We start from the raw sequence: 21,653 nt of genomic DNA, 5'->3' as shown, positions 1-21,653 counted from the left end.
GAGTTCGGCGGCCGTCCCGCCGGTGTGCCGCCCCCGATCGGCCGCGCCCTCTCATCGTGGGACGGGTCGGCCGGCCCCACGAGGGCGGTACAGGGCAGGGAACCGGCCCGATCGGCGCCTCACACCGGGACCATGATGACGGGGCAGTGGGCGTGGTGCAGCACTCCCTGGCTCACCGAGCCCAGGAGCATGCCCGTGAACCCTCCGTGCCCGCGGGTTCCCACGACCAGGCCCAGGGCGTGCTCCGAGGCTTCCGCCAGGACCCGCACCGGGTGGCCGAGGACGACCTCGTGGTGCAGTTCCACTTCCGGGTGCGTCGCGGTCCGGCCCGCGACCGTCTCGGACAGCACCCGGCGGCACTCCCGCACAGCGGCGTCCTCGTCCAGGACGCCGAGGAGCGGCGGATGCCACACGTACAGGGCCCTGAGAGTCGCTCCGCGCAGGGCCGCCTCCTCGAACGCCACATCCACCGCCGCGGCCGCGTGCGGACTGCCGTCCACGCCGACGACGAAGTACGCGGGCTCCTGGGTGATGTGCTCGGGCTCCGGAACGACGACGACCGGGCAGGCAACGTGAGCGGAGACAGGCAGCGCCACGGAGGCGGAGGTGAACATTTCGCGCCGGGTACTCAGATGCCAGGAACCCACCACGACCAGCGAGGCACTCCGCGCCTCCTCGCGCAGCACCCACGCGGGCTCTCCTTCCGCCAGCACCGTCGACACCTCCACCGTCGGCCGCCGGGACTCGACGAAGGCCACCGCCTCCTTGAGTACCTCGGCGCCCGCTTCGTGAAGCGTCTGGTTCCACTCCTCCCAGGACGGCAGTGCCTCGCCAGAGCGGTATCCACCCGTCGGTACGCCCTGGGCGTGGACGAGCCGCACCGGCAGGCCACGGCGATCCGCCTCGTCGGCGGCCCAGGCGAGTGCCAGCCGCCTCGAGGGATCGGGGTCGACGCCCACGACGATCGGCTCACGCCCGTGCGCACCGCTCATGGCACCTCCAGCAGATTCCCGTGCCGGCTCGGCCCGCGGCGGGTTCGGGAGGTGCCGTGATGGACCCGGTCGTCGTGGGAGTGGACGGCCCGCCGTCGCCTGCTGCTCGGCTCGGTCAGCCAGGCACTGCTGCACCACACGCACTGCCCGGTCGCCGTCGTACGAGCAAGGGAGCGGCCATGACCGCCGGGCGGTGCGTGACGGATTCCGGTCGCTGCTGTGCGCGGCGGCTCTTCGGCCACGATTGCGTACGGTGACTTGGTCATGACTGCCTCCTCCTCGTGTGCCCTCGGCTTCTCCACGCTCGGCGCGCCGTCGCCCTGTGTCGTGGGGCCTGAAGTCCCCTCGTGGGTACGTCGAGCCACGCCACTGACGGAGCCGAGTCCGCCGCCCGGAGGCGGTGATCGCACCTCGTCCACGGCGGATGAGGGTCACCGCCCCGGTGCACCGGCTGTGGTCTCGCTCGCGGCGCGGAGGTGATTCGTGACGTCGACGACACCGTCGACGCTCTCCGACAGGCGTACCGCGATGGGGATGAGGCTCTCCTGCGGCACGGTGCCGCTGAGCGTCGCCCGTCCTTCGGTGACCTGGGCCGTGACCTCGCCGGGTCGCAGGCCGAGGGTCCGGGTCAGCACATCCGTCGTGATCTCCTCCTGGATGGCTACGTCTCGCCGCAGGAAGACGTGCAGCAGGTCATGTCGGCTGACGATGCCCACCAGCCGGCCGGCATCGTCCACGACGGGCAGCCGCTTGACGTGGTGGCGGGCCATGGCACGGGCCGCCTCCACCACCGACCACTGCGGCCGCGCCGTGACGGCGGGGCTTGTCATCAGTCCCTCGGCGGTCAGAGCGTGAGCCTTGGCGCTTTCCTTGGGCAGCAGATGCGCGGCGGTCAGGTGTCCGCCCGGATCCGCCTGGCTTTCCTGTTTGCGTAGCAGGTCCGCCTCCGACACCACGCCGACCGGGCGGCCCTGGTCGTCGACGACGGGTACCGCGGTGATGTCGTACTCCGCGAGGTGCTGGGCAATGTCCTTGAAGCCCATGTCTCGCCGCACACTCACCACGGCCGTGGTCATGAGGTCTCCGACCAGTCGATGCAGCATGTCACCGCTCCCTCCTCGGACGCTCGTGGCGCAGGTCCTCTCTCCACTGTCCGTCCCTTGGCGAACGCCTGCACTTCAGGCGTCGTGGGCGCACGGGCCGGGCCAACGAGGAGCGCACCCCAGTTGCCTCCACCGAGCGGCACAGGACCGGGTTGCGGCCCTTCGCCTTCGTCCGGGGTGCCCGTCGTCTCGCCGGTCAGTGCACCCGGCGGGAGCCACCGGCAGCAGAGTCGGACGTGAGCAGGGCGTGGCGCCGTCGAGCGCCGCAGGTCCCGCGTGGCAATTGCCCAGACGGCGGCCGGCAGCGGCGCGTCCGTGTCGCCGAGCGGGTCCGACATCACCGGCGCCCTGCAGCTGCTCGGCTCAGTCATGAGGGATGACGGCGACTGGGCAGCGTGCGTGGTGGACGGCGGCCTGGGCCACGGGACCCAGGTGTGGTGCCGGGGCGTGGTGGGCGCGTCGGCCCACGATCAGGAGTTCGGCGCGTTCGGCGGCTGCTACGACGACTCTGGCGGGGCTTTCGAGGCGGATGTCGTCCGTCACGGCCACGCCCGGGAACTTCTCGCGCCAGGGGCGGACGGCCTGGATCAGGTGCTTCTGCGCGTCGTGGATGATCTCCTGGGTCACGGTGTGGTCCACGCCCCACGGGGCGTACGCGTGGATCGGGATGCCGCGGCCATGAACGGCACGGAGGGGCACGCCCCGAGCCGCTGCGGTGGTGAAGGCGAATTCGAGCAGGTCGTCGCAGAGGCCGCGCAGTTTCAGCCCCACCACCACGTCGCCTGCCGCACCTGACTCAGGCGACGAGGGCTCTTCCGCACGCTTGTCGGCGCGTACGAGGACCACGGGCCGCTCGGCGCTTGCCACGACGGACATGCTGATGTCACCGAGGAAGTAGCTCTCCACGGGAGTCAGGCCGCGCGAGCCGAGCACGAGCATCTCCGACTCGGACGCCGCTTGGATCAGTGCGTCCTGGGCGTCGTCGGCGACCAGGTTGCCGACGACGGTGAGACCCGGGTGGTGCGACTGGAGTTCCGCCTGGGTGTTGCGCACGAGCCGCTTCGCCCAGTAGTTCTGGTCGATTTCCGAGGGGACGTGGGTCGGTTCAGGCGCCAGCAGGGGCCACGCGTGCAGGAGGCGCAGGGTGAGCCTGCGCCGCTGGGCTTCGTCGGCGGCCCAATGGGCAGCGGCGAGGCTCTCGGGTGAGCCGTCGAGGCCAACGGTGAGGGCTCGTTCCATGGCGACTGCCTCCGTCTCGTACGAAGCCGGAAGGACGGTGAGTGTGGCCGCTGTCCGGACTGCTGCTGTCTCCGTGAGCTGGTGCACGTTTACGTGGATGGCGTGGCTGAAGGCCGGGAAGAGGTGGGACACCACGGTGCGGCGGACTTCCTCCGCGATGTCGTCGTCCGACCGCAGGAAGACCTTCAGCAGGTGTCCTTCCGGCGTTGCTCGAAGAGGCTCAGGTCGCTGTCGCGGAACTGCTCCGTGGGCAGATGACTTTCCACTGCTGCATGGTCCGGACGATCTCTTTGGAGGGCGCGTCGCGTCCGGCAGCCACGACCGTCTGCGTCATTTCGCCTCGTCAGGGAACCTCGCCCGCACCGTAGGGCGCGTACAGGTCGAGCAACCGCACCCGGGCGGACCTGAGCCGGCGCGCGAGCACGCCGGAGACATAGGTACACAGCTCGTGATCCAGCCCCGCGTCCTTCGCGCACATCTCACGAACCGCCGCCGCGTCGAACTCGTAGGCACGCACCGGGCTGCCGGCCTCGGCCCCCAGATGCCATTGATGGGGAGGGACCAACCAGGACCAGCCCAGCAGTCTTCCGGCACCGAGGGTCTCGACGACCACTGGCTGTCTCCCCGGCACGTGAAGGTCGAGAGCCACCGTGCCCGTGTGGATGATCCAGAAGCGGTCGGCCTTGCCACCCTCGTTGAAGATGCGCTCGCCTGCCGCGAACGACACCTCGCGAGCGAGCGACATGAGCTGCTCGCGATGCTCCTTGGTCAGGGCGCCGAAAACGCCGGTCCTCGCAACCACGATCACCGTCCCTTCTCCGCGACCCCGAAGTGGAGACGGGCTCCTGTCCGGTCACGGACGTCTCAGCACGCGGCCGACGCGAAAGCCATGACGGGGGGTCGGACCCAGCGGCGTCTGCGGCCCGGCCGCATGACTCCACCATCGCTGCAAACCGGCGCGGCGCAACCCGGGCGGAGGCAGGTGATCGCCGTCACAGGTCGAGGACCAGGCGCGGCCCGCACGAGCGCGAGACGCAGATGAGCATGGTGTCGCCGGCGGCCCGCTCGTCCCCGGTCAGCAGCGAGTCGCGATGGTCGGGCTTGCCGTCCAGTACGTCCGTCTCGCAGGTGCCGCACGTGCCTTCCCGGCAGGAGAAGTCCACCGCGACACCGGCCGCCTCGACGGTTTCGAGTACCGAGCGGTCCGGCGGCACGGTGAGGGTGAGCCCGGAGCGGGCGAGCTCCAGCTCGAAGGCCTCGGCCGGTCCGGACCCGGCTGTCTGCGCGGGGGCGAACCGCTCGACGCCCAGCGTGCCGGGGGGCCAGCCCGCGCACTGCTCCTGCACCGCTCGCAGCAGGGGTTCGGGACCGCAGGCGTGCACCAGGGTGCCCTCCTCGGGCACGCCGAGATGGGCGGCGAGGTCCAGCAGCCCGTACTCGTCCTGCGGGCGGATGAGCACGCGGTCCCCGTGCGGGGCGAGACGGTCGAGGAACGCCATGGAGGTGCGGGTACGGCCGCCGTACAGGAGAAGCCAGTCGGCTCCCGCGGCCTCGGCGGCCTCCGCCATGGGAAGAAGGGGCGTGATACCGACGCCGCCGGCGATGAACAGATGGCGTGCGGCGGGCCGCAACGGGAAGTTGTTGCGCGGTCCGCGGACCCGCACGGTGGAGCCTTCGTACAGGTGGTCGTGGACGTACGCGGAGCCGCCACGGCCCCGTGGCTCGCGCAGCACGGCGATCTGCCAGGCCGCAGGTTCGGCCGGGTGCCCGCACAGGGAGTACTGCCGGATCAGGTCGCCGTCGTCGCCGTCCAGGAGTACGTCGATGTGGGCGCCCGGCGCCCAGGCGGGGAGTGCACCGCCGTCGGGGCGGCGCAGGGTGAGGGAGACGACGCCGTCGGCGGCGGGGGTGCGGGTCGCCACGGTGAGGGTCGTCCAGGCGGGCAGTTGGTCGTTCATCGTGGTTCAGCTCCGGGGTTCAGTCCTGCGTCGGCACATGAAGCAGCAGCGCGTCGCCCTGGCCGCCGCCCCCGCACAGGGCCGCCGCTCCGCTGCCGCCTCCGCGCCGTCGCAGTTGCGTCGCGAGGGTCAGCACCAGCCGGGCTCCGGTCATGCCGACCGGGTGTCCGAGCGCGATCGCGCCGCCGTTGACGTTCACCTTGTCCAGGGGGATGTCCAGCTCCCGTACGGAGGTCAGGGCCACACCGGCGAACGCCTCGTTGATCTCGAACAGGTCCAGATCGGCGCACTTCAGCCGGCCGTCCCGGGACAGGGCGTCGCGGACCGCGCCGGCCGGCTGGACGAGCAACGACGGGTCGGGACCCGCGACCGTGCCATAGGCGCCGATCTCGGCGAGCGGGGTCAGGCCCTCCCGCAGGGCGCGCTCCGCGCTCATCACGACGACGGCCGCGGCGCCGTCGGACAGCTGCGACGAGTTGCCCGCGGTGATCGTGCCCGCCCCCGAGAAGGCCGGCTTGAGCCGACCCAGGCTCTCTGCGGTGCTCCCCGGCCGTACGCCCTCGTCGGTGTCGACCACCGTCTCGCCCCGGCGCCCGCCCACGGTGACCGGGACGATCTCCTCGGCCAGCGCACCCGACTCCTGCGCCCGGGCGGCCCGTTGATGGGACAGCGCGCTGTACTCGTCCTGCTCCTCGCGCGTCAGGGCGTACGGCTGCTGGTACCGCTCGGTGGCCGCGCCCATGGAGACGCCGTCGAAGGCGCAGACGAGGGCGTCGCGGTCGAGGGCGTCCTCGACGGCGGTGGCACCGTACTTCCATCCGGCGCGTGATCCGCGCAGCAGGTGCGGGGCGCCCGACATGGACTCCATGCCACCGGCGACGACCACCTCGTGACGGCCGGAGGCGATCATGAGGTCGGCCAGGGCGATGGCGTGCAGACCGGACGGGCAGAGCTTGTTGACGGTGCTCGCGGGGACGGAGAACGGAATGCCGGCGCGGATCGCGGCCTGCCGTGCCGGGTTGGGGCCGGCCCCGGCCTGCACGACATGGCCCATGATGACGGCTTCCACGGCTGCCGGGTCCAGCTGCACGGCGGCCAGCGCCGCGCCGATGGCGTGGGCGCCGAGGTCGACCGCGGGCACCGCGCTCAGGGCGCCCATGAGTCTGCCGATGGGCGTCCTTGCTCCGGCGACGATGACGGATCCGGGCATGGCTGGGACCTCCTGGGGTGTGGGGCGGGGTCAGGCGGCCGCGTCTACGGCACGTCGGGCGATCATGTGGGCCGTCTCGTTCACCGAGTGCAGAACGATCCGGCCGCCGGGCATGCGCCGCACCCGGCTGACGGACGTGTAGCCGGGGTGGAACCAGAACATCGTGGGCAGGCCGAGCACCGTCGCCAGGTAGGTGTTGGTGATCCCGCCGTGGCACACGACCGCGACCCGGCCGCCGGGATGGGCGTCGAAGACGGTGTCCATGGCCCGTACGGCACGCGCGCGGAAGGCGTCCCAGTCCAGATCGGGCACGAAGTCCTCGTAGCGTCCCTCGGCGAGTGCCACCGCGCGGGGATCCTCCGCGCCGATCTGCTCCGGTGGCATGTAGGGGTGGGAGACGTCGGTGTCCCACTCGCGCAGGTCGTCGAGGACGGTGGCGGTCATGCCGGTGAGCCGTTCCAGGGGAGCCACCGTCTCCCGGGCGCGCTGGAACGGGCTGGTGTACAGGGCGTCCATGTCCTCGTGCACGAGCCAGGCGGCCAGGCGCTCGGCCTGGGCGCTGCCCTCCGGCGACAGCCCCGGGTCGAACACGCCCGCCAGGGGGAGGCCGTGCCGGACGAGGAGGAGTTCGGTCATGGGTGATCCTTCGTACGTGTGAGGGGCGGGCGGGTCGGCTCAGCCGGCGATGGTCCGTTCCGAGCGCCAATAGGGGCGGCGCATCGCACGCTTGTCGAGCTTGCCCATCGCGTTGCGCAGCAGCTCGGGGACGAACTCGTACGACTTCGGGCACTTGTAGGCGGCGAGGCGGTCGTGGCAGAACCGGTCCAGCTCTTCGGCCGGCGGCGCGTCCGCCGCGGCCACGACCAGGGCCCGCAGCGACTCGCCGAAGTCCGGGTCGGGCACGCCGATGACCGCGATCTCGGCGACCGCCGGGTGCTGCCGCAGGACCGCCTCGCTCTCGGCCGGGTACAGGTTCACGCCGCCGGAGACCACGACGTCCGCGGCCCGGTCGGTGATGAAGATGTAGCCGTTCGCGTCGACGTAGCCGATGTCGCCGAGCGTGAAGACGCCGGGGGAGAGATAGGCGGACCTGGTCTTGTCCGGGTCCGCGTGGTAGCGGACGCCCTGGTCCTTCGGAGCCCGGAAGGCCAGCAGTCCGCGTTCGCCGGGCGGCAGTTGCCGGCCGTCGTCGTCGGTGACCAGGACCTCGAACGGGGGCCGGACACGCCCGACCGAGCCCGGGTGCGCCAGCCACTCGGCGCTGCTGATGCGGGCGACGGTTCCCGCTTCGCTGGCGCCGTACGACTCGGTCAGCACCGGGCCGAACCAGTCGATCATGGATCGCTTCACGTCCGGCGGACACGCGGAGCCGGTGTGGGAGACCTGCCGCAGGCTGGAGACGTCGTAGCGGGCGCGGACGTCTTCCGGGAGGGCGAGCAGCCGTTGGAAGTGGGTGGGCACCATCACCGTCGAGGAGACCCGCCACTTCTGCACACGGCTGAGGAACGTCTCCGCGTCGTACCTGCCGAGGACGACCACCGGCTGACCGGCCACCAGGTGCCGCAGTGAGGTCAGCGGCGCGTTGTGCTGCAGCGGGCCGCACACCAGGTGCGGCCCCGGCGGGAACCCGGGCCGGGCGGCCATCGCGGCGAGGTAGGCGGAGCTGTCGGCGACCGGGCCGCTCACCCAGCGCACCTCGGTGCCGCGCGCCCGTCCGGTGGTTCCCGAGGTGTAGACGAGCGGAGGCCGGGCGGGCCGGTCCGTGGGGACGGTGCGCCCGGTGGGCGCGGCCGCGAGCCACAGGTCCCAGTCGAAGGCGTGCCCCACTGCCGGGGTTCCGTGCATCACGACCGGCAGGCCCAGTTCCCGGGCCGCGTCGAGGGCGGCGCCCGCGCCGACCGGTCCGGCGATGATTCCGGTCGCGCCCGCGTCGATGATCTGGTCGACGAGTTCGCCCGACGTGAGGTTCCGGGACGTGGCCACGGTCCCCACTCCGGCGCGCAGGCCCGCCAGATGGGCCACCAGCGTCGGGATCGCGTTGTCGCCGAGGACGGCGATCCGGTCGTCGGGGCCGGGCGCGAGCTCCAGCAGCCGTGCCGTCGCCCGCGCCACCTGGTCGGCAAGGCCCGACCAGGACAGCACGCCCAGGTCGTCCGCGAGGGCGGGCTCGTCGGGTGTCTCCTGGGCGCGACGGTCGAGTGGCAGCAGCGACATGGCTCCTCCGGCGGCTACTGGGCCTCTCCCGATTCGAGGGGAGAGGGGATGCGGAGACTGTAGCGTTTATCAAGAAAGTAAGGAACACTCTGGTCCCAGACGAAGTCATTACCCCATGGTTCACGGGTTGGGGTGGTGCACTCCCGATCATCGTTACTGAAACTTCCGTCTGGTAAGTATCCGAGGAGGAGCCATGTCCCAGCCCGATCCGGACGCATGGCGCACACAGGTCCGGCAGTGGCTGACCGGCGTGCTCGAACCGGCGCGGGCTCCGCAGTCCGGCGGAGGGGCCGCCGACCTCGCCGTGTTCCACAACCTCCCGGAGGACGAGGAACGCCTGCTCCTGGAGCGCTGCCGCGTCTACCAGCGCGCCCGCTTCGACGCCGGGTACCAGGCGCTGACCCTCCCCGAGGACAAGGGCGGCGCGGGCCTGACCGCCGCCCATGTGGCGGCCTTCGCCGAGGAGGAGTCCGCTTTCGAGGTGCCCCCGTCGACCGAGCTGATCAGCGTCACGGTGCGCCTTGTCGGCATGGCGGTCTCCCTGTTCGGGACGGCCGAGCAGCGTGACACATACGCGCGCGCGTTCCTGCGCACCGACCTGCTGGCCTGCCAGCTCTTCAGCGAACCCGGTGCGGGATCCGACCTCGCGGCCCTGCGCACCCGTGCCCGCCAGGAGGGCGACGCGTGGGTGATCGACGGTCAGAAGGTGTGGACCTCGGGCGCCCAGTTCGCCGACTACGGTCTGCTGCTCGCCCGCACCGACCCGGACGTGGTCAAACAGGCCGGCATCACCGCCTTCCTGGTCCCGATGGACGCCACCGGCGTGGAGGTGCGCCCCATCCGTCAGATGAGCGGCGGCGCCTCCTTCAACGAGGTCTTCCTCAGCGGCGTCCGTGTTCCGGACCGGCTGCGGATCGGGCGACCGGGCCAGGGCTGGGAGGTCGCCACCACCACCCTCGCCTTCGAGCGGACCGCCTCCGGCGGCGGCAACCGTCGCAAGGGCGGCACGTTCGCGGACGTCCTCGCGCTCGCCCGCTCCCTCGGCCGCACCGGAGATCCGCTGGTCCGCCAGCGCCTCGCCGACCTGTACGTACGCGCCGCCCTGCGCGCGGCCACCGTGGACCGCGTCGCCAGGACGAGCGCCGCCGGCGGCCGGCCGGGCCCGGAGGCGTCGCTGACCAAACTCATGGCCTCCGACCTGCTCACCCGCACAGGACAGGTCGCCGCCGAGCTGATGGGGGCGCGGATCAGCGCCGACACCGGGGAGGCGGGCACCTTCGCCTGGGCACAGCACCTGCTCGGTGCCCCCGGCTACCGGCTGGCCGGAGGCACCGACCAGATCCAGCGCAACCTGATCGGCGAACGGGTGCTGAAGCTGCCGCCGGAGCCGCGGGTGGACCGCATGCCGTTCTCGCGGCTTCCCGGCAACTGAGGGACCGGGTCCTCTTCAGCAGCAGCATTCGGTCGTCACATTCGGCAATCGCATTCGGCAATCACAAAGGAGTGACCTCGATGGATCTGGGACTGACAGGCGCGAAGGCGCTGGTGACCGGCGCGAGCCGGGGCATCGGCCGGGCGATCGCCACCACCCTGGCGGCCGAGGGCTGCGAGTTGGCCCTGTGCGCCCGCGGCGAGGAAGGCCTGGCCAAGGCCGCCGCCGAACTGCGCGGCGAGGGCGCCACGGTGTTCGCGGAACCGGTCGACGTCACCGACCCGGCCGCGCTCGCGGGCTTCGTGCAGCGCGCGGCCGGTGAACTCGGCGGCCTGGACCTGCTGGTGTCCAACGTGTCGGCGGGCAACGTGAAGGGCCCCGAGTCCTGGGAGGCCAGCCTGCGCGGCGACCTGATCCCGTTCGCGGGACTCGTCGAGGCGGCCCTGCCCCACCTGGAGGCCTCCGACCGGGCCGCCGTCGTCGCCATCGGCACCACCAACGCCTCCGACACCGCGCGCCCGGCCGGCGCCAACTCGTACTCCGCGCTCAAGGCAGCCGTGGTCCAGCACGCCTCGGCCCTCGCGCACGCCCTCGCGCCGAAGGGCATCCGCGTCAACACCGTCTCGCCCGGCCCGATCGACTTTCCCGGCGGCGCCTGGGAGACCATCCGCACCAGCCGCCCGGAGGTGTACGAGGAGGTGCTCGCCAAGCTCCCGATCGGCCGTTACGGCACCGCGCAGGACGTGGCCGCGGCGGTGGCGTTCCTGCTCGGGCGGACCGGCTCCTTCTGTGTCGGGGTCAACCTCGTGGTGGACGGCGGGCTGCTCACCCGCGTCCAGTACTGAGCCGTGGCGGGCCCGGCCGGCCGCCTGGACGCCGTACTGGTCTGCGGCGGCCGCTGGCACGACTTCGACTACGCGCGGCTCCGGCTGCTGGAGCTGCTCGGTGAGCATCCACGGGTGCGCACCACCGTGTATCAGGACTACGACTGCGTGGCCGCGCTCGAGCAGGCCGACCTGCTGGTCACCTACACCTGTGACGTCCGGCCCCGCCCGGCACAGCGGGCCGCGCTCGCACGGTTCGTCGGGCGGGGCGGGCGCTGGCTCGCCCTGCACGGCACCAACGCGGTGATCGAGCCGTCGGCGAGTGACGGGCCTCGGGTGTTCACGACCCCGCGGCTCCTGGGGGAGGTGGCGTCGGTGCTCGGCAGCCAGTTCCTGGCCCATCCGCCGATCGAGCCGTACGAGGTGCGGGTGACCCGGCCCGAGCATCCGCTGGTCGCCGGGGTCGGCCCGTTCACGGTCACCGACGAGCTGTACGTGTGCGAGCTGCACGGGGAATCGGAGGTGCTGCTGCACGCCGAGTACACGGGGCCGTGCCGCGGATTCGCCGAGGGTGACACGGCGGCCCTCGACGCCGCGCCCCGACCGGTGCTGTATCTCAAACGGCACGGTCTCGGCGAGGTCTGCTACTTCACCCTCGGGCACTGCAGGGGCCGTTACGACGTACAGGACCTGGGCGTGGACGACACCGGCCGGGTGGACCGGGGGCCGTGGGAGACGCCGGAGTTCATGACGGTGCTGCGGCGGTGCGTGGAACGGACGGTGAGCGGGCGGAACCCGGCAGAGGAGCGGGCCGGCACCTGAGCGAGGCTCGGGCGCCGGCCCTGCACGGGTCGCGGCTCATCCGTGCGGCAGTACCACCGCGCGGCCGTTGATGTCGCCGGCGTGCAGACGCTCGTAGGCCGTCGGTGCCTCGTCGAGGGTGAAGGTCTCGACGTGGGAGGAGACCAGCCCCTGTCGCGCCAGTTCGACGACCTCCATGAGTTCCGGGCGACTGCCCCAGTAGGGGAACGAGGCGGACACCTCGAACGGCAGCCCGCCGCCGAAGCCGACCGCCAGGGTGCCGCCGCCGATGCCGACGATCGTCACGTCGCCCGCCACCGCCACCGACGCCGCGGCCACCGCGAGCGTCGCCTCGGCTCCCACGAAGTCCAGCACCACTTCCGCTCCCCTTCCGCCGGTGAGCTCCCGCACCCCTGCGGCCGCCGCGCCGTCGGAGAGGAGCGTCTCGTGGGCGCCGACGGTGTGTGCCAGCTCGAGTTTCTCCTTGCTCACGTCGAGGGCGACCACTCTGGCCGGTGTCAGGGCGCGGAGCAGCTGTACGGCGAGGTGACCCAGGCCGCCGACCCCGATCACCACCGCCGTGCTGCCCGGGACCAGCTTGGGCAGTGACTTCCTGATCGCGTGATAGGGCGTCAGCCCCGCGTCGGTGAGCGGGGCGGCCTGCACCGGGTCCAGTCCGTTCAGTGGCACCAGGTGGCGGGGCGAGTCCACCAGCAGGTACTCGGCGAGCGCACCGGGGGAGCCGAGTCCCGGCGGCAGGATGCCGAGCCCGGCGGCGCGCGGGCAGCAGTTCTCCTTGCCCTGGGCGCAGTGGTGGCAGTGTCCGCAGCCCCACGGGCCGTACACCGCCACGTCGTCGCCTTCCACCACCGCCGTGACGCCGCTGCCCACGGCCGCGACCGTGCCGACTCCCTCGTGGCCGAGCGTCATCGGCAGCGGGTAGGGGAACTGCTCCTCGGGCCAGCCCATGACCGCCAGGTCGGAGTGGCACAGCCCCGCCGCCGTCACCTGCAACAGCACCTGGCCCGGGCCCGGTTCGGGCACGGGAACCTCGACGACCTCGGGAGCGTGTCCCACCCTCCGGTACTGCACAGCCTTCATGGTCAGATCTCCTTGCTGGTGGCAGGCGGGGTGCCGCTCTCCGTGGGAGTCTCGGCGCCGGCATTCGAAGGGATTCCCTTCCGGTGGCGCAGCACAGCAGGCAGGGTGATCCGGCCACCCGTGAGGACCAGCGCCACGATGAGGACCGAGCCGGTGAACAGGCTCGCGGCCCACTGCGCGCTGGTGGCGAGCCCGAGTCCGGTGATGCCCGTGCCGAGGAGGAGGACCGCGAGCACCGTGCCCCAGGCGTTGAAGCGGCCCGCGCGCAACTGGGTCGCCCCGACGAAGGCGGCGGCGTAGGCCGACAGCAGATACGGGGTGCCCGCGGTCGGCGAGCCGGATCCGACCGAGGACGCGAAGACGATTCCGGCGAAACCGGAGAGCAGCGCGGAGGCCACCAGGGTCAGAAAGCGCAGCCGGTTGGTGCGCACGCCCTGCAGCCGGGCCGCGTCGGCGTTGAAGCCGGTCGCGTACAACCGGCGCCCGGTGGCGGTGTGTTCCAGCAGGAACCAGATGGTGACCGCGGCGATCAGCAGATACAGCACCGGCAGGGTGATGCCGCCCGCGTCCAGCTGGGCGATGCTCGCGAACGGCTTGGCGAGGAGCTGCACACCGGTGATGGAGCTGTCGTTGGTGACCATGGTGATCAGTGACTGGATCAGCGCGCCGGTGGCCAGCGTGGCGATGAACGAGTCGACGCGCAGGACCACCACCACGATCCCGTTGACGACTCCGATCAGCAGCGCGGCGGTCATCGCCAGGGTGATCGCCGCGCCGGGACCGAGTCCGGCGGAGACCAGGAAGTGAGCGGTCAGCACACTGGTGAGCGACATGGTGTAGGCGACCGAGAGGTCGAAGACGCGTGCGGCCAGTGGCGGTACGACGCTGAGTGCCACCAGGCCGGCCACGGCGTTGCCGTTCAGTACCTGCTTGACCGTGATGATGGTCGGGAACGTGTCCGGCGCCCACACGGAGAAGAGCACGACGATGACCAGCCACACGTATACGGCGCCGATGTTCCGGAACGACAGGGCGGTCACCGCCCGCCGGCCCAGTGCCCCGGGGACGAACACCGCGGACCTTTGCGGTGCGGACGGCGGCAGCTCCGCCGCCCGGGTCGGTGTGGATGTCATGTCAGACGGTCCCTTCCAAGCCTCATGTCACTCGGTTCCTTCCATGGCGTGCACGAGCGCGGGCTCGGTGATGTCCCGGCCGCTGATCTCCCGTGCGATCCGGCCGTCGCGCACCACCAGGACGCGGGTGCACAGCGCGAGCAGGTCCTGCGTGTCGGAGGAGCACACGATGACGCCCATGCCCTCGTCCGCCTGACGCTCTATCAGGTCGTACAGCTGCAGGCGGGTGGCGACGTCCACGCCCGCCGTGGGTTCGCACAGCGCCAGCACGGGCGGGCGTTGGGCCAGACAGCGGGCCATGACGACCTTCTGCTGGTTGCCGCCGCTCAGGGTGGTGATCCGCGCCCCGGGTCCGGCCGTACGTACTCCGACCCGTTGGATCCAGTCCTCCGCCAGGGCGGACTCGCGGCGCCGGTGCAGTCGCCCGGCCCGGGCGCGCAGTCGGTCCAGGAGCGGGAGGGTGAGGTTCTCGCCGACCGAGAAATCGCCGATCACTCCCTCGACCGCCCGGTCCGCGGGGACCAGGGGAAGGCCCAGGGTGTCGGCGTCACGCGCCTCGGTCCACCGCTCGGAGCGTTCCGGCAGCCGCAGTCGGCCGCTCACCTGCCCGCCATGGGCCCCGCACACCACGTACGGCACGATCTCGTGGCCGGAGCCGACCAGACCGGTGATGCCCAGGCGCTCGCCCCTGGCCAGGTCGAAGTCGATTCCCCGCAGTGGCCCGGCCGACAGGTCGCGGACCTCCAGTACGGGGTCGGTGGGGCTGGAAGAGCGCGCCGGACGGTGGTCGCTCTGCGCCTCCTCGCCCGCCATGAGTTCCGCCAACGAGCGAGGAGTGAGCTCGGCGACCGGGCGCGTGGCGATCCGGCGTCCGCCGCGGATGACGGTGACCCGGTCGGCGAGCGCGAAGATCTCGTCCATCCGGTGCGAGACGTACAGGACGCTCGCGCCGGCGTCGCGGACCTCCCGCACGATGTCGAAGAGGCGGGCCACCTCGCCGGGCGGCAGCACGGCGGTGGGCTCGTCGAGCACCAGGACACCGCGGCCGCCGTCCCAGCCCTGCAGCGCGGCGGCGATGGCCACCACCGCGCGCTGAACGGGGGTCGCCGTCGCCAGGGGACGGCGCACGTCGATGCCGAGACCGAACCGTTCGACGAGGGCGATCGTCCGCCTCTCCATCTCCGGCCAGCGGATGTTGCCCAAGGCCGTGCGGGCGAAGCCGTGGCGGAGCGCGAGGTTGTCGATGGCGCTCAACTCGCCCACCAGCCCCAGCTCCTGGTGGACGAAGCGGAGCCGGTCGTGGCGGGAATCGGTGGCATGGCCGAGGTCGAAGGGCTCGCCGTCGAGTTCGGCCACCGCACCCGGCTCCGCGTGGTGGAAGCCGGCGAGGATCTTGATGAGGGTGGACTTGCCGGAGCCGTTGGGCCCGATGAGGGCGTGGATCTCGCCGGGTGAGACCTCGAGATCGACGTCTTTGAGTGCCTGGGTGCCGCCGAATCTCTTCGACAGTGCGGCCACCCGCAACGCCGGCCGGTCCGCCTGCCGCGACGCACCGTCCCTGTCCTGCCGTGTTCCTGACGATGTGTCAGTGTGCACTGGTCCTCCGTCCGTGGGTGCGGAAGGGTGCCGCCGCCGGCTGCGAGCCGGCGGCGGTCAACCAGGTCAATTCAGGCCCCAGAGCGCCTTGAACTGCTCCTGGTAGCTCTCGACGATCGGGAAGTCGCCGTCGGCGGAGGGCAGGTTGTCCTTGGTGACGAGCATGCTGGGCAGCACCGCCTTCTGGTCCACGGCCATGGACTGACCGGTGAAGTGCCGGGCCAGCGCGTCGGCCTGGAGCCAGGCCGTCTCGTGGGAGTTCAGCGCCATCGCGCCGTCGGTGAGACCGCTCTGGATGTACTGGTAGTTCTGCGCGTCACCGACGTTGACGAGGATGTGCTTACCGGTGATGCCGGCGGTCTTGAGCGCGCTCGGTACTCCCACGTTGAGCAGGCCCAGGGAGAAGACGACATGGGTCACCTTCGGGTGTGACCGGAGGTACGACACCACGCGGTCCGGCATGTCCTTGCCCACCGCGGTGATCGGCACGTCGACGTTGTCCAGCGCGCAATCGGCGCACCATTTCTTGTAGTTGGCCGTGAAGGAGTCCTTGACGGGCTTGAGAATCGTGTACGCCGGCAGATCGAAGTACACGGTGTTCGCCTTGGCGCCGCTGTTCGACACCACCCACGAGGCGAGCATCTTGCCCTGGGTGCCGACGGCCTTCGGACCGTTGGTCAGCAGGGAGATTCCGTCGCCCGCCACGTCGTCGGCGTTCGACTGGATGACAGGGATGCCGGCCGCCTTCAGCTGTGCCAGCTGCTTCGTGTAGACGGCGCGAGGGAAACCGGAGGAGATGACGGCGTCCGGCTTGTCGCGTACGGCTTGTGCATAGGCGGCCTGGACGGACTCCGGCGTGCCCTGGGTGGCGATCTGCTTCACCTTCCAGCCCAGTTCTCCCGCGGCGACGGTGAAGAAGTCGGCGAGGTCCTTGCAGGACTGGACGCCGCAGAGGATGAAGTCGATCTCCTTGCCCTTGGGGATCTTCTTGCCGACGGGCTTGGTGACGGAGATCGCGGCCGGGCGCTCCACGTACTTCTTCAGGGCCGCGCGCGCGGCGGTCAGGCCGGGGGAGCCCGGCGCCGCCGCCTGCGACGAGCCGGCGGCCGGAGTGGTGCTGCCGCCGCACGCCGTCAGGGTGAGCAGTGCGGTGACGGGGACGATCGCGGTGAGGGCGCGGTGGACCGCGCGACCGGGTCTGGAACTCATCGTTGAGTACTCCCGTGGTGTGGCGCCTGGGCTGCCGCGACCCGCGTCGCTCGCGCTTCCGCGGCGCTCGGCTCCGGTCAGGCGGAACGATTCCGTGTCGCCCCGGGGCGGGACGGCACGCAAGTGGTGCTTACCGGGATGGACAGAGACCGTCCCGGAGCGGAGAAACTTATGAGGCACTACAGCCTCAAGTGGGTCGGAGTGTGACACGCCTCGGCGGGCTTGGGGAGAGGTGCGCGGCAACAAATTCGCGATTCATCGGCAGATTCCGTCTTGACCTCGGAAGATGCCGGCTTCATTCATCGTCGTGAGTGTTGCTCCTGACCGTGACCGGTAACTACACTCACTCTAAAGTTTCTGCCTGAGGAGAGATGATGGACGAAACATCGGAGCCGGCCACGGCGCGGTGCCCCGGGCCCAGCGTCCAGGACTACCTCGACCAGGACAGCCGCCCGGTTCCCCCCGCCCTGAGGTACGAGCGGAACGACCACCTCGGCAGCGAGGACATCGACACCGACCGCTTCACCTCCCGCGAATGGGCCGAACGCGAGATGCGGCAGGTGTGGCGGCGCGTCTGGCAGTTCGCCTGCCTGGAGAGCGAGATTCCCGAGGTCGGCGACCACGAGGTCTACGAGATCGGCGACGACTCGCTCATCGTCGTGCGCACTGCCCCCGACGAGATCCGCGCCTTCGTCAACGTCTGCCTGCACCGCGGACGCAAACTGCGCACCGGCGGTGGCAACGTCAGCGAGTTCCGCTGCTCGTTCCACGGCTTCGCCTGGAACCTCGACGGCACGATGCAGACCCCGCCCTGCGCCTGGGACTTCCCGCACGTCACCCCGGAGAAGTTCGCCCTCCCCGAGGCCCGGGTGGCCACCTGGCGCGGCTTCGTCTTCATCAACATGGACCCGTACGCGGAGTCCTTCGACTCCTACCGCGGCACCTTCGACGAGTACTACATCTGGCCACTGGAGAACCGCTACAAGTCGCTGCACATCGCCAAGGTGCTGCCCTGCAACTGGAAGGTCGCACAGGACGCGTTCATCGAGTCCTTCCACGTGATCGCCACGCACCCGCAGATGCTGCCGTGGCTGGCCGACGCCAATTCCCAGTACGACGTCATGGCGGACCAGCCCAACTGGAACCGGATGATCAACATTCAGGGCGCGCCCAGCCCGCACGTGGCGGACTCCGTCACGGAGGAGGACGTCCTGGAGACCTTCTACGACTCGCGTGCGTTCTATGCCGCGGCCCAGGGCCGCGACCTGGTGATGCAGGAGGGTGACGAACTGCCGGCGATCCCGCCCGGCGGCACCGCGCGCCAGGTCCTCGCCGAGCGGATGCGCGAGCAACTGGCGGCCACCTCGCAGCAGGACTTCTCGGAGACCGCGGACACCGAACTGCTGGACGCCATCAACTACTTGCTGTTCCCCAACTTCAACCCCTGGGGCGGCGCCAAGTCCAACATCATCTACCGGTTCCGGCCCAACGGCCTCGACCCGGACTCCTGCACCGCGGAGATCATCTTCATGTCGTCCCCGAAGCAGCCCGGCGAGATGCCGTCCCCGGTGAAGATCCGCTGGGTGCCGGAGGACATGCTCTTCGCCGACATCCCCGAACTGGGCGTACTCGGCCCCGTCTTCGACCAGGACTGCGAAAACCTCCCCTACGTCCAGCAGGGCCTCAAGGCGATGCGCAAGCCGGGCATCACCCTGGCCAACTACCAGGAGAGCCGCATCCGCCACTTCAACCAGACGCTCGACCAGTGGATGAACAAGTGACCCACCGGGTGGCGGTCAGACCCTCCGGCATCGAGCTCGACGTGCTCGACGGCGAGGATCTGTTCACCGCCGCCCAGCGCCTCGGCTACCGCTGGCCCACCATCTGTGGCGGCAAGGCCACCTGCCGTACCTGCTTCGTCCGGGTGGAGGAGGGCACCGAGAACTGTTCGCCCGTGGGCCCGCTGGAGCGCGAGGGCATCGAGGCCCTGCGCAGGCCGGTGGACGGCCTGACCCGGCTCGCCTGCCGGCTCAGGGTCGAGGGCCCGGTGACCGTGACCAAGCGCGGCGTGCGCCGCCGAGTGCAGGAGTGAGACCCCACATGTCCAAGCAAGTGATCCACCCGCTGACCGGGCATGTGTACCGGCTCACCGAGGACGGACTGGTCGAGGTGACCGACCCCAGGACCGGGGCGCAGGGCGTCTTCGACTTCCAGGCCCGGTGGCAGTCGGGCGAACTGCGCCACGCCGACCTTCAGATGGCCGGCTGGGTCGGCCGCCTCGCACAGCGGCGCACCGCGCCCCAGCCGGAAGGATGAGTCTCCGTGTCCTTTCGCACCACACGGGTGGTCTGTCTGGTACGCCGCCCCGCCCAGGCGCCGGCCCTCGATGACTTCACCGTCGAGGAACGCCCCCTGCCGTCCCTGGGTGAGGGGCAACTCCTCGTCCGCAATCTGTACATGAGCGTCGACCCGTCCATGCGCGGGCGGCTGGAGAGCACCGAGAAGCACTACACGCACAACTTCACCCCCGGATCACCGCTCGACGGCCGGGCCCTCGGTGTCGTGGAGGAGAGCCGCTGTTCCTCCGTACCGCCCGGCGCCTTCGTACGTCACCAGCTGGGCTGGCGGGAGCGGGTCGTACTCGACGGGGCGGACACCGACGGGGCGGATCGCATCGACCCGCAACTCGCCCCGCTGCCCACCTGGTTGGGGCTGCTCGGCCAGACCGGATTCACCGCGTACGTGGGCCTGACCAGGATCGCGGCGGTGCGCCCCGGCGACACCGTCTTCGTGTCGGCGGCGGCCGGGGCCGTCGGCACCGCCGCCGGCCAGTTCGCGCGCCTGCTGGGCGCGGACCGGGTGATCGGCACCGCCGGAGGGCCGGACAAGTGCGCCCTACTGGTCAAGGAGTTCGGCTACGACGCCGCCGCGGACTACCGTGCCGGGCCGGTGCGCGACGCGCTGGCCCGGCTGGCACCCGACGGCATCGACGTGTACTTCGACAACGTCGGCGGTGAGCAGCTCGCCGCGGCTCTGCACGCGCTGCGGACCGGTGGCCGGGTCGCCCTGTGCGGGATGATGTCGCAGTTCGGCGGCGACCGGCGGACCGTGGACATCAACCACTTGATCCAGGCGGTCCTCAAGCGGCTGACGTTGTGCGGTTTCATCGTCCGCGACCACGACGACCTGCGGCCGGAGTTCGAGCAGCGGGTCGCGGGGTGGCTCGCCGAGGACCGGATCACCGCGCGGGAGACGGTCGTGGACGGCCTGGAGAACGCCGCGGGGGCACTACTGTCCCTGCTCGACGGCGGCAACATCGGCAAGATGCTGGTCCGCCTGGCTGACGACAGCGCGTACGCCCGCGCGTAGCTCACCGGTACACACAAAGGGGGCGCCCACCGCGACATCCGCGGCGGGCGCCCTTTTTTGTGTGTACGCCTATCGCATGGAACTGGCCGCCGCGACGCGATACGTCGCCAGGGAGACACCCACCCGGTTCAGCCCGGCCACGGCCGCGCGGAAGTCCTTGATGTGCGCCGTGGTGAAGTGGTCGTCCAGGGCCTGCTGGGACACCCACCGCTCGAACACCCGGATCCGGCGTTCGTCGGCGGGGTCCGCGGTCATGGCGTAGTCCAGGCAGCCGGGTTCCTCTTCCCGGGTGCGCCTCCCGACGTCGACGAGGTGCTTCAGCAGCGTGTCGCGATCCGCGGGCTCGTAGTCCATCCAGCCTGCGACGATGATTTCCTCGGACACAGCAGTCCTTCCCATGGGTGTGAGGGGTCGTTGCCGTCAGCCGACGAGAACGGCGGGGTTGCCGTCGCTCCACGTGCGTGTCAGCGTCCGATGGCTGAAGCGCCAGCCGTCCGCGGTGCGGCGCAGCCGGTCGTCGTAGCGGCCGACGATGACGTAGAGATCCCCGCCCGGTGTGCCCCGGCGGAGGTGCCGGGCGAAGACGCAGGCCCGGTGCGTCGTGGTGTCGCCGCTGACGCGCACCACGGAGTTGGTCACCATGTGGAGCGAGCCGTCGAGCTCCCGCAGCGGGCGCCGCAGCGCTTCGGCGATCTCCTCCGGGCCTCGTGACGTGCCGGCTCGACCGCCGAAGTCCACCTGGGCGTCGTCGGTGAAGAGGGCGGGCAGGGCGGCCCAGTCCTTGGTGTCCAGGGCGTGGGCGTAGGCGAGGACGGTGTCGAGCACCGCCACTCGGTCGGCCAGAGCGCGGACCTGCCCGGCGGAATCCTGCATGTCCTCTCCGTAACTGTCGCGACGCGTCCGGCCGGGGCCCGGAGTCCGGGCCCCGGCTCAGGTCTGCGTCGTCGGGAACGCCTCCGGCTGGGCCTGCGGGGCCGCCGCCCACATCTTCGCACCGTCGAAGGCGGTCACCCGCTGCGGCACGATCTCGATGACCACTCGCCCCTCGGAGTCCAGCAGCCGGGCGAACTCCGCCTGCCGGACCGGATCCCCGGGACGCACGGCCGCCGCCAGAGCCGTCAGGAACCAGTCCTTGGTCTTCCGGTCCTGGTGCACGACCGCGAGACCCCGGCAGGTGAGCGATCGGCGTTCGGTGATGCCGGACCCTTTGCTGCTGACCACGAGGCTGACCCTCGGATCAACACGCACGGCGGCGACGCGAGGGCGCCGGTCGGTCGAGGTCACCCAGAAGCGTCCGTCCCGGAAGAGGTAGTTCACGACCGCCCCGATCGGGTGTCCGCCGCTGCCCGCCCATACGAAGGTGCACTCCGTCTGCCGGGCCAGGAGCTCGGCGGCGTCCTCGTCGTCGAGGCGGTAGCCGCCGAGCTCTTCCCATCCTGTCACCCGCCGCATCATGGCCTCCGCGGGTGCGG

General features: G+C 71.1%; 22 protein-coding genes and 1 pseudogene. 8 read left to right on the top strand and 15 right to left on the bottom strand.

The annotated features are described in order from the left end of the window. Positions 1-119: 119 nt before the first annotated feature. The gene (locus tag ACWC09_RS01350) at positions 120-992 is read right to left on the bottom strand and encodes a universal stress protein (protein ID WP_450847315.1); all 873 of its coding nucleotides are present in this window, start codon (positions 990-992) and stop codon (positions 120-122) included. Positions 993-1,091: 99 nt separating this feature from the next. Here ACWC09_RS01350 and ACWC09_RS01345 point away from each other — a divergent pair. Then, positions 1,092-1,175 (top strand): annotated as a pseudogene (locus tag ACWC09_RS01345) (universal stress protein); the annotation flags it as partial. A gap of 248 nt (positions 1,176-1,423) precedes the next feature. On the opposite strand, the gene ACWC09_RS01340 reads toward ACWC09_RS01345, so the two are convergent. The 7 genes from ACWC09_RS01340 to ACWC09_RS01310 all read right to left on the bottom strand — a co-directional run bounded on the left by ACWC09_RS01340 (position 1,424) and on the right by ACWC09_RS01310 (position 8,716). Beyond that, complete coding sequence (locus tag ACWC09_RS01340) at positions 1,424-2,095, bottom strand: CBS domain-containing protein (protein WP_450847314.1); 672 nt, start codon at positions 2,093-2,095, stop codon at positions 1,424-1,426. A gap of 363 nt (positions 2,096-2,458) precedes the next feature. Further along, positions 2,459-3,334: a universal stress protein gene (locus ACWC09_RS01335; RefSeq protein ID WP_450847313.1), complete on the bottom strand. Its 876-nt coding sequence runs from the start codon at positions 3,332-3,334 to the stop codon at positions 2,459-2,461. 343 nt (positions 3,335-3,677) lie between these two features. After that, positions 3,678-4,079, bottom strand: a complete 402-nt coding sequence (locus tag ACWC09_RS01330) for a Crp/Fnr family transcriptional regulator (RefSeq protein ID WP_450847446.1) — start codon at positions 4,077-4,079, stop codon at positions 3,678-3,680. Positions 4,080-4,326: 247 nt separating this feature from the next. Next, on the bottom strand, positions 4,327-5,292 hold the full coding sequence (locus ACWC09_RS01325) for a PDR/VanB family oxidoreductase (protein ID WP_450847312.1): 966 nt from the start codon (positions 5,290-5,292) through the stop codon (positions 4,327-4,329). Positions 5,293-5,311: 19 nt separating this feature from the next. Further along, the gene (locus ACWC09_RS01320; protein ID WP_450847310.1) at positions 5,312-6,502 is read right to left on the bottom strand and encodes an acetyl-CoA C-acyltransferase; all 1,191 of its coding nucleotides are present in this window, start codon (positions 6,500-6,502) and stop codon (positions 5,312-5,314) included. A gap of 30 nt (positions 6,503-6,532) precedes the next feature. Further along, a complete protein-coding gene (locus ACWC09_RS01315) occupies positions 6,533-7,138 on the bottom strand; it encodes a histidine phosphatase family protein (RefSeq protein ID WP_450847308.1) in 606 nt (201 codons plus the stop codon). Between the two features lie 39 nt (positions 7,139-7,177). Then, a complete protein-coding gene (locus ACWC09_RS01310) occupies positions 7,178-8,716 on the bottom strand; it encodes an AMP-binding protein (RefSeq protein WP_450847306.1) in 1,539 nt (512 codons plus the stop codon). A gap of 193 nt (positions 8,717-8,909) precedes the next feature. On the opposite strand from ACWC09_RS01310, the gene ACWC09_RS01305 reads away from it, so the two are divergent. The 3 genes from ACWC09_RS01305 (at position 8,910) to ACWC09_RS01295 (ending at position 11,794) form a co-directional block, all read left to right on the top strand. Then, a complete protein-coding gene (locus ACWC09_RS01305; protein WP_450847304.1) occupies positions 8,910-10,148 on the top strand; it encodes an acyl-CoA dehydrogenase family protein in 1,239 nt (412 codons plus the stop codon). Between the two features lie 80 nt (positions 10,149-10,228). Beyond that, positions 10,229-10,993, top strand: coding sequence for an SDR family NAD(P)-dependent oxidoreductase (locus ACWC09_RS01300; protein WP_450847302.1), 765 nt, complete (start codon positions 10,229-10,231; stop codon positions 10,991-10,993). Between the two features lie 3 nt (positions 10,994-10,996). After that, on the top strand, positions 10,997-11,794 hold the full coding sequence (locus ACWC09_RS01295; RefSeq protein WP_450847300.1) for a ThuA domain-containing protein: 798 nt from the start codon (positions 10,997-10,999) through the stop codon (positions 11,792-11,794). A gap of 36 nt (positions 11,795-11,830) precedes the next feature. On the opposite strand, the gene ACWC09_RS01290 is transcribed toward ACWC09_RS01295, so the two are convergent. The 4 genes from ACWC09_RS01290 to ACWC09_RS01275 form a co-directional block, all read right to left on the bottom strand. Next, a complete protein-coding gene (locus tag ACWC09_RS01290) occupies positions 11,831-12,874 on the bottom strand; it encodes an NAD(P)-dependent alcohol dehydrogenase (RefSeq protein ID WP_450847298.1) in 1,044 nt (347 codons plus the stop codon). A gap of 2 nt (positions 12,875-12,876) precedes the next feature. Continuing rightward, the gene (locus ACWC09_RS01285) at positions 12,877-14,007 is read right to left on the bottom strand and encodes an ABC transporter permease (RefSeq protein ID WP_450847296.1); all 1,131 of its coding nucleotides are present in this window, start codon (positions 14,005-14,007) and stop codon (positions 12,877-12,879) included. Between the two features lie 27 nt (positions 14,008-14,034). Beyond that, the gene (locus ACWC09_RS01280; protein ID WP_450847294.1) at positions 14,035-15,603 is read right to left on the bottom strand and encodes a sugar ABC transporter ATP-binding protein; all 1,569 of its coding nucleotides are present in this window, start codon (positions 15,601-15,603) and stop codon (positions 14,035-14,037) included. A gap of 66 nt (positions 15,604-15,669) precedes the next feature. Then, positions 15,670-16,812 (bottom strand): substrate-binding domain-containing protein, encoded by a 1,143-nt coding sequence (locus ACWC09_RS01275; RefSeq protein ID WP_450847292.1) that lies wholly within the window; start codon positions 16,810-16,812, stop codon positions 15,670-15,672. Between the two features lie 374 nt (positions 16,813-17,186). On the opposite strand from ACWC09_RS01275, the gene ACWC09_RS01270 reads away from it, so the two are divergent. The 4 genes from ACWC09_RS01270 to ACWC09_RS01255 are packed head-to-tail and all read left to right on the top strand — an operon-like array spanning position 17,187 to position 20,181. After that, complete coding sequence (locus ACWC09_RS01270; protein WP_450847290.1) at positions 17,187-18,593, top strand: aromatic ring-hydroxylating oxygenase subunit alpha; 1,407 nt, start codon at positions 17,187-17,189, stop codon at positions 18,591-18,593. Continuing rightward, positions 18,578-18,904: a 2Fe-2S iron-sulfur cluster-binding protein gene (locus ACWC09_RS01265; RefSeq protein WP_450847288.1), complete on the top strand. Its 327-nt coding sequence runs from the start codon at positions 18,578-18,580 to the stop codon at positions 18,902-18,904. Before ACWC09_RS01270 ends, ACWC09_RS01265 begins: the two co-directional genes overlap by 16 nt. Before the next feature lie 8 nt (positions 18,905-18,912). After that, positions 18,913-19,128, top strand: coding sequence for a transposase (locus ACWC09_RS01260; protein WP_450847286.1), 216 nt, complete (start codon positions 18,913-18,915; stop codon positions 19,126-19,128). Positions 19,129-19,134: 6 nt separating this feature from the next. After that, positions 19,135-20,181: an NADP-dependent oxidoreductase gene (locus ACWC09_RS01255; RefSeq protein WP_450847284.1), complete on the top strand. Its 1,047-nt coding sequence runs from the start codon at positions 19,135-19,137 to the stop codon at positions 20,179-20,181. A 69-nt stretch (positions 20,182-20,250) separates the two neighbouring features. On the opposite strand, the gene ACWC09_RS01250 is transcribed toward ACWC09_RS01255, so the two are convergent. Genes ACWC09_RS01250 through ACWC09_RS01240 form a run of 3 tightly spaced genes read right to left on the bottom strand, consistent with a single transcriptional unit; the run spans position 20,251 to position 21,624 of the window. Continuing rightward, positions 20,251-20,565: a putative quinol monooxygenase gene (locus tag ACWC09_RS01250; protein ID WP_450847282.1), complete on the bottom strand. Its 315-nt coding sequence runs from the start codon at positions 20,563-20,565 to the stop codon at positions 20,251-20,253. 36 nt (positions 20,566-20,601) lie between these two features. Then, on the bottom strand, positions 20,602-21,054 hold the full coding sequence (locus ACWC09_RS01245; RefSeq protein ID WP_450847280.1) for a nuclear transport factor 2 family protein: 453 nt from the start codon (positions 21,052-21,054) through the stop codon (positions 20,602-20,604). A 57-nt stretch (positions 21,055-21,111) separates the two neighbouring features. Further along, complete coding sequence (locus ACWC09_RS01240) at positions 21,112-21,624, bottom strand: pyridoxamine 5'-phosphate oxidase family protein (protein ID WP_450847278.1); 513 nt, start codon at positions 21,622-21,624, stop codon at positions 21,112-21,114. Positions 21,625-21,653 lie beyond the last annotated feature (29 nt).

The organism is Streptomyces sp. NPDC001617, from assembly GCF_053596855.1.
The sequence above is the reverse complement of the archived record's forward strand: the minus strand, read 5'-3'. Positions and strand labels throughout refer to the sequence as shown.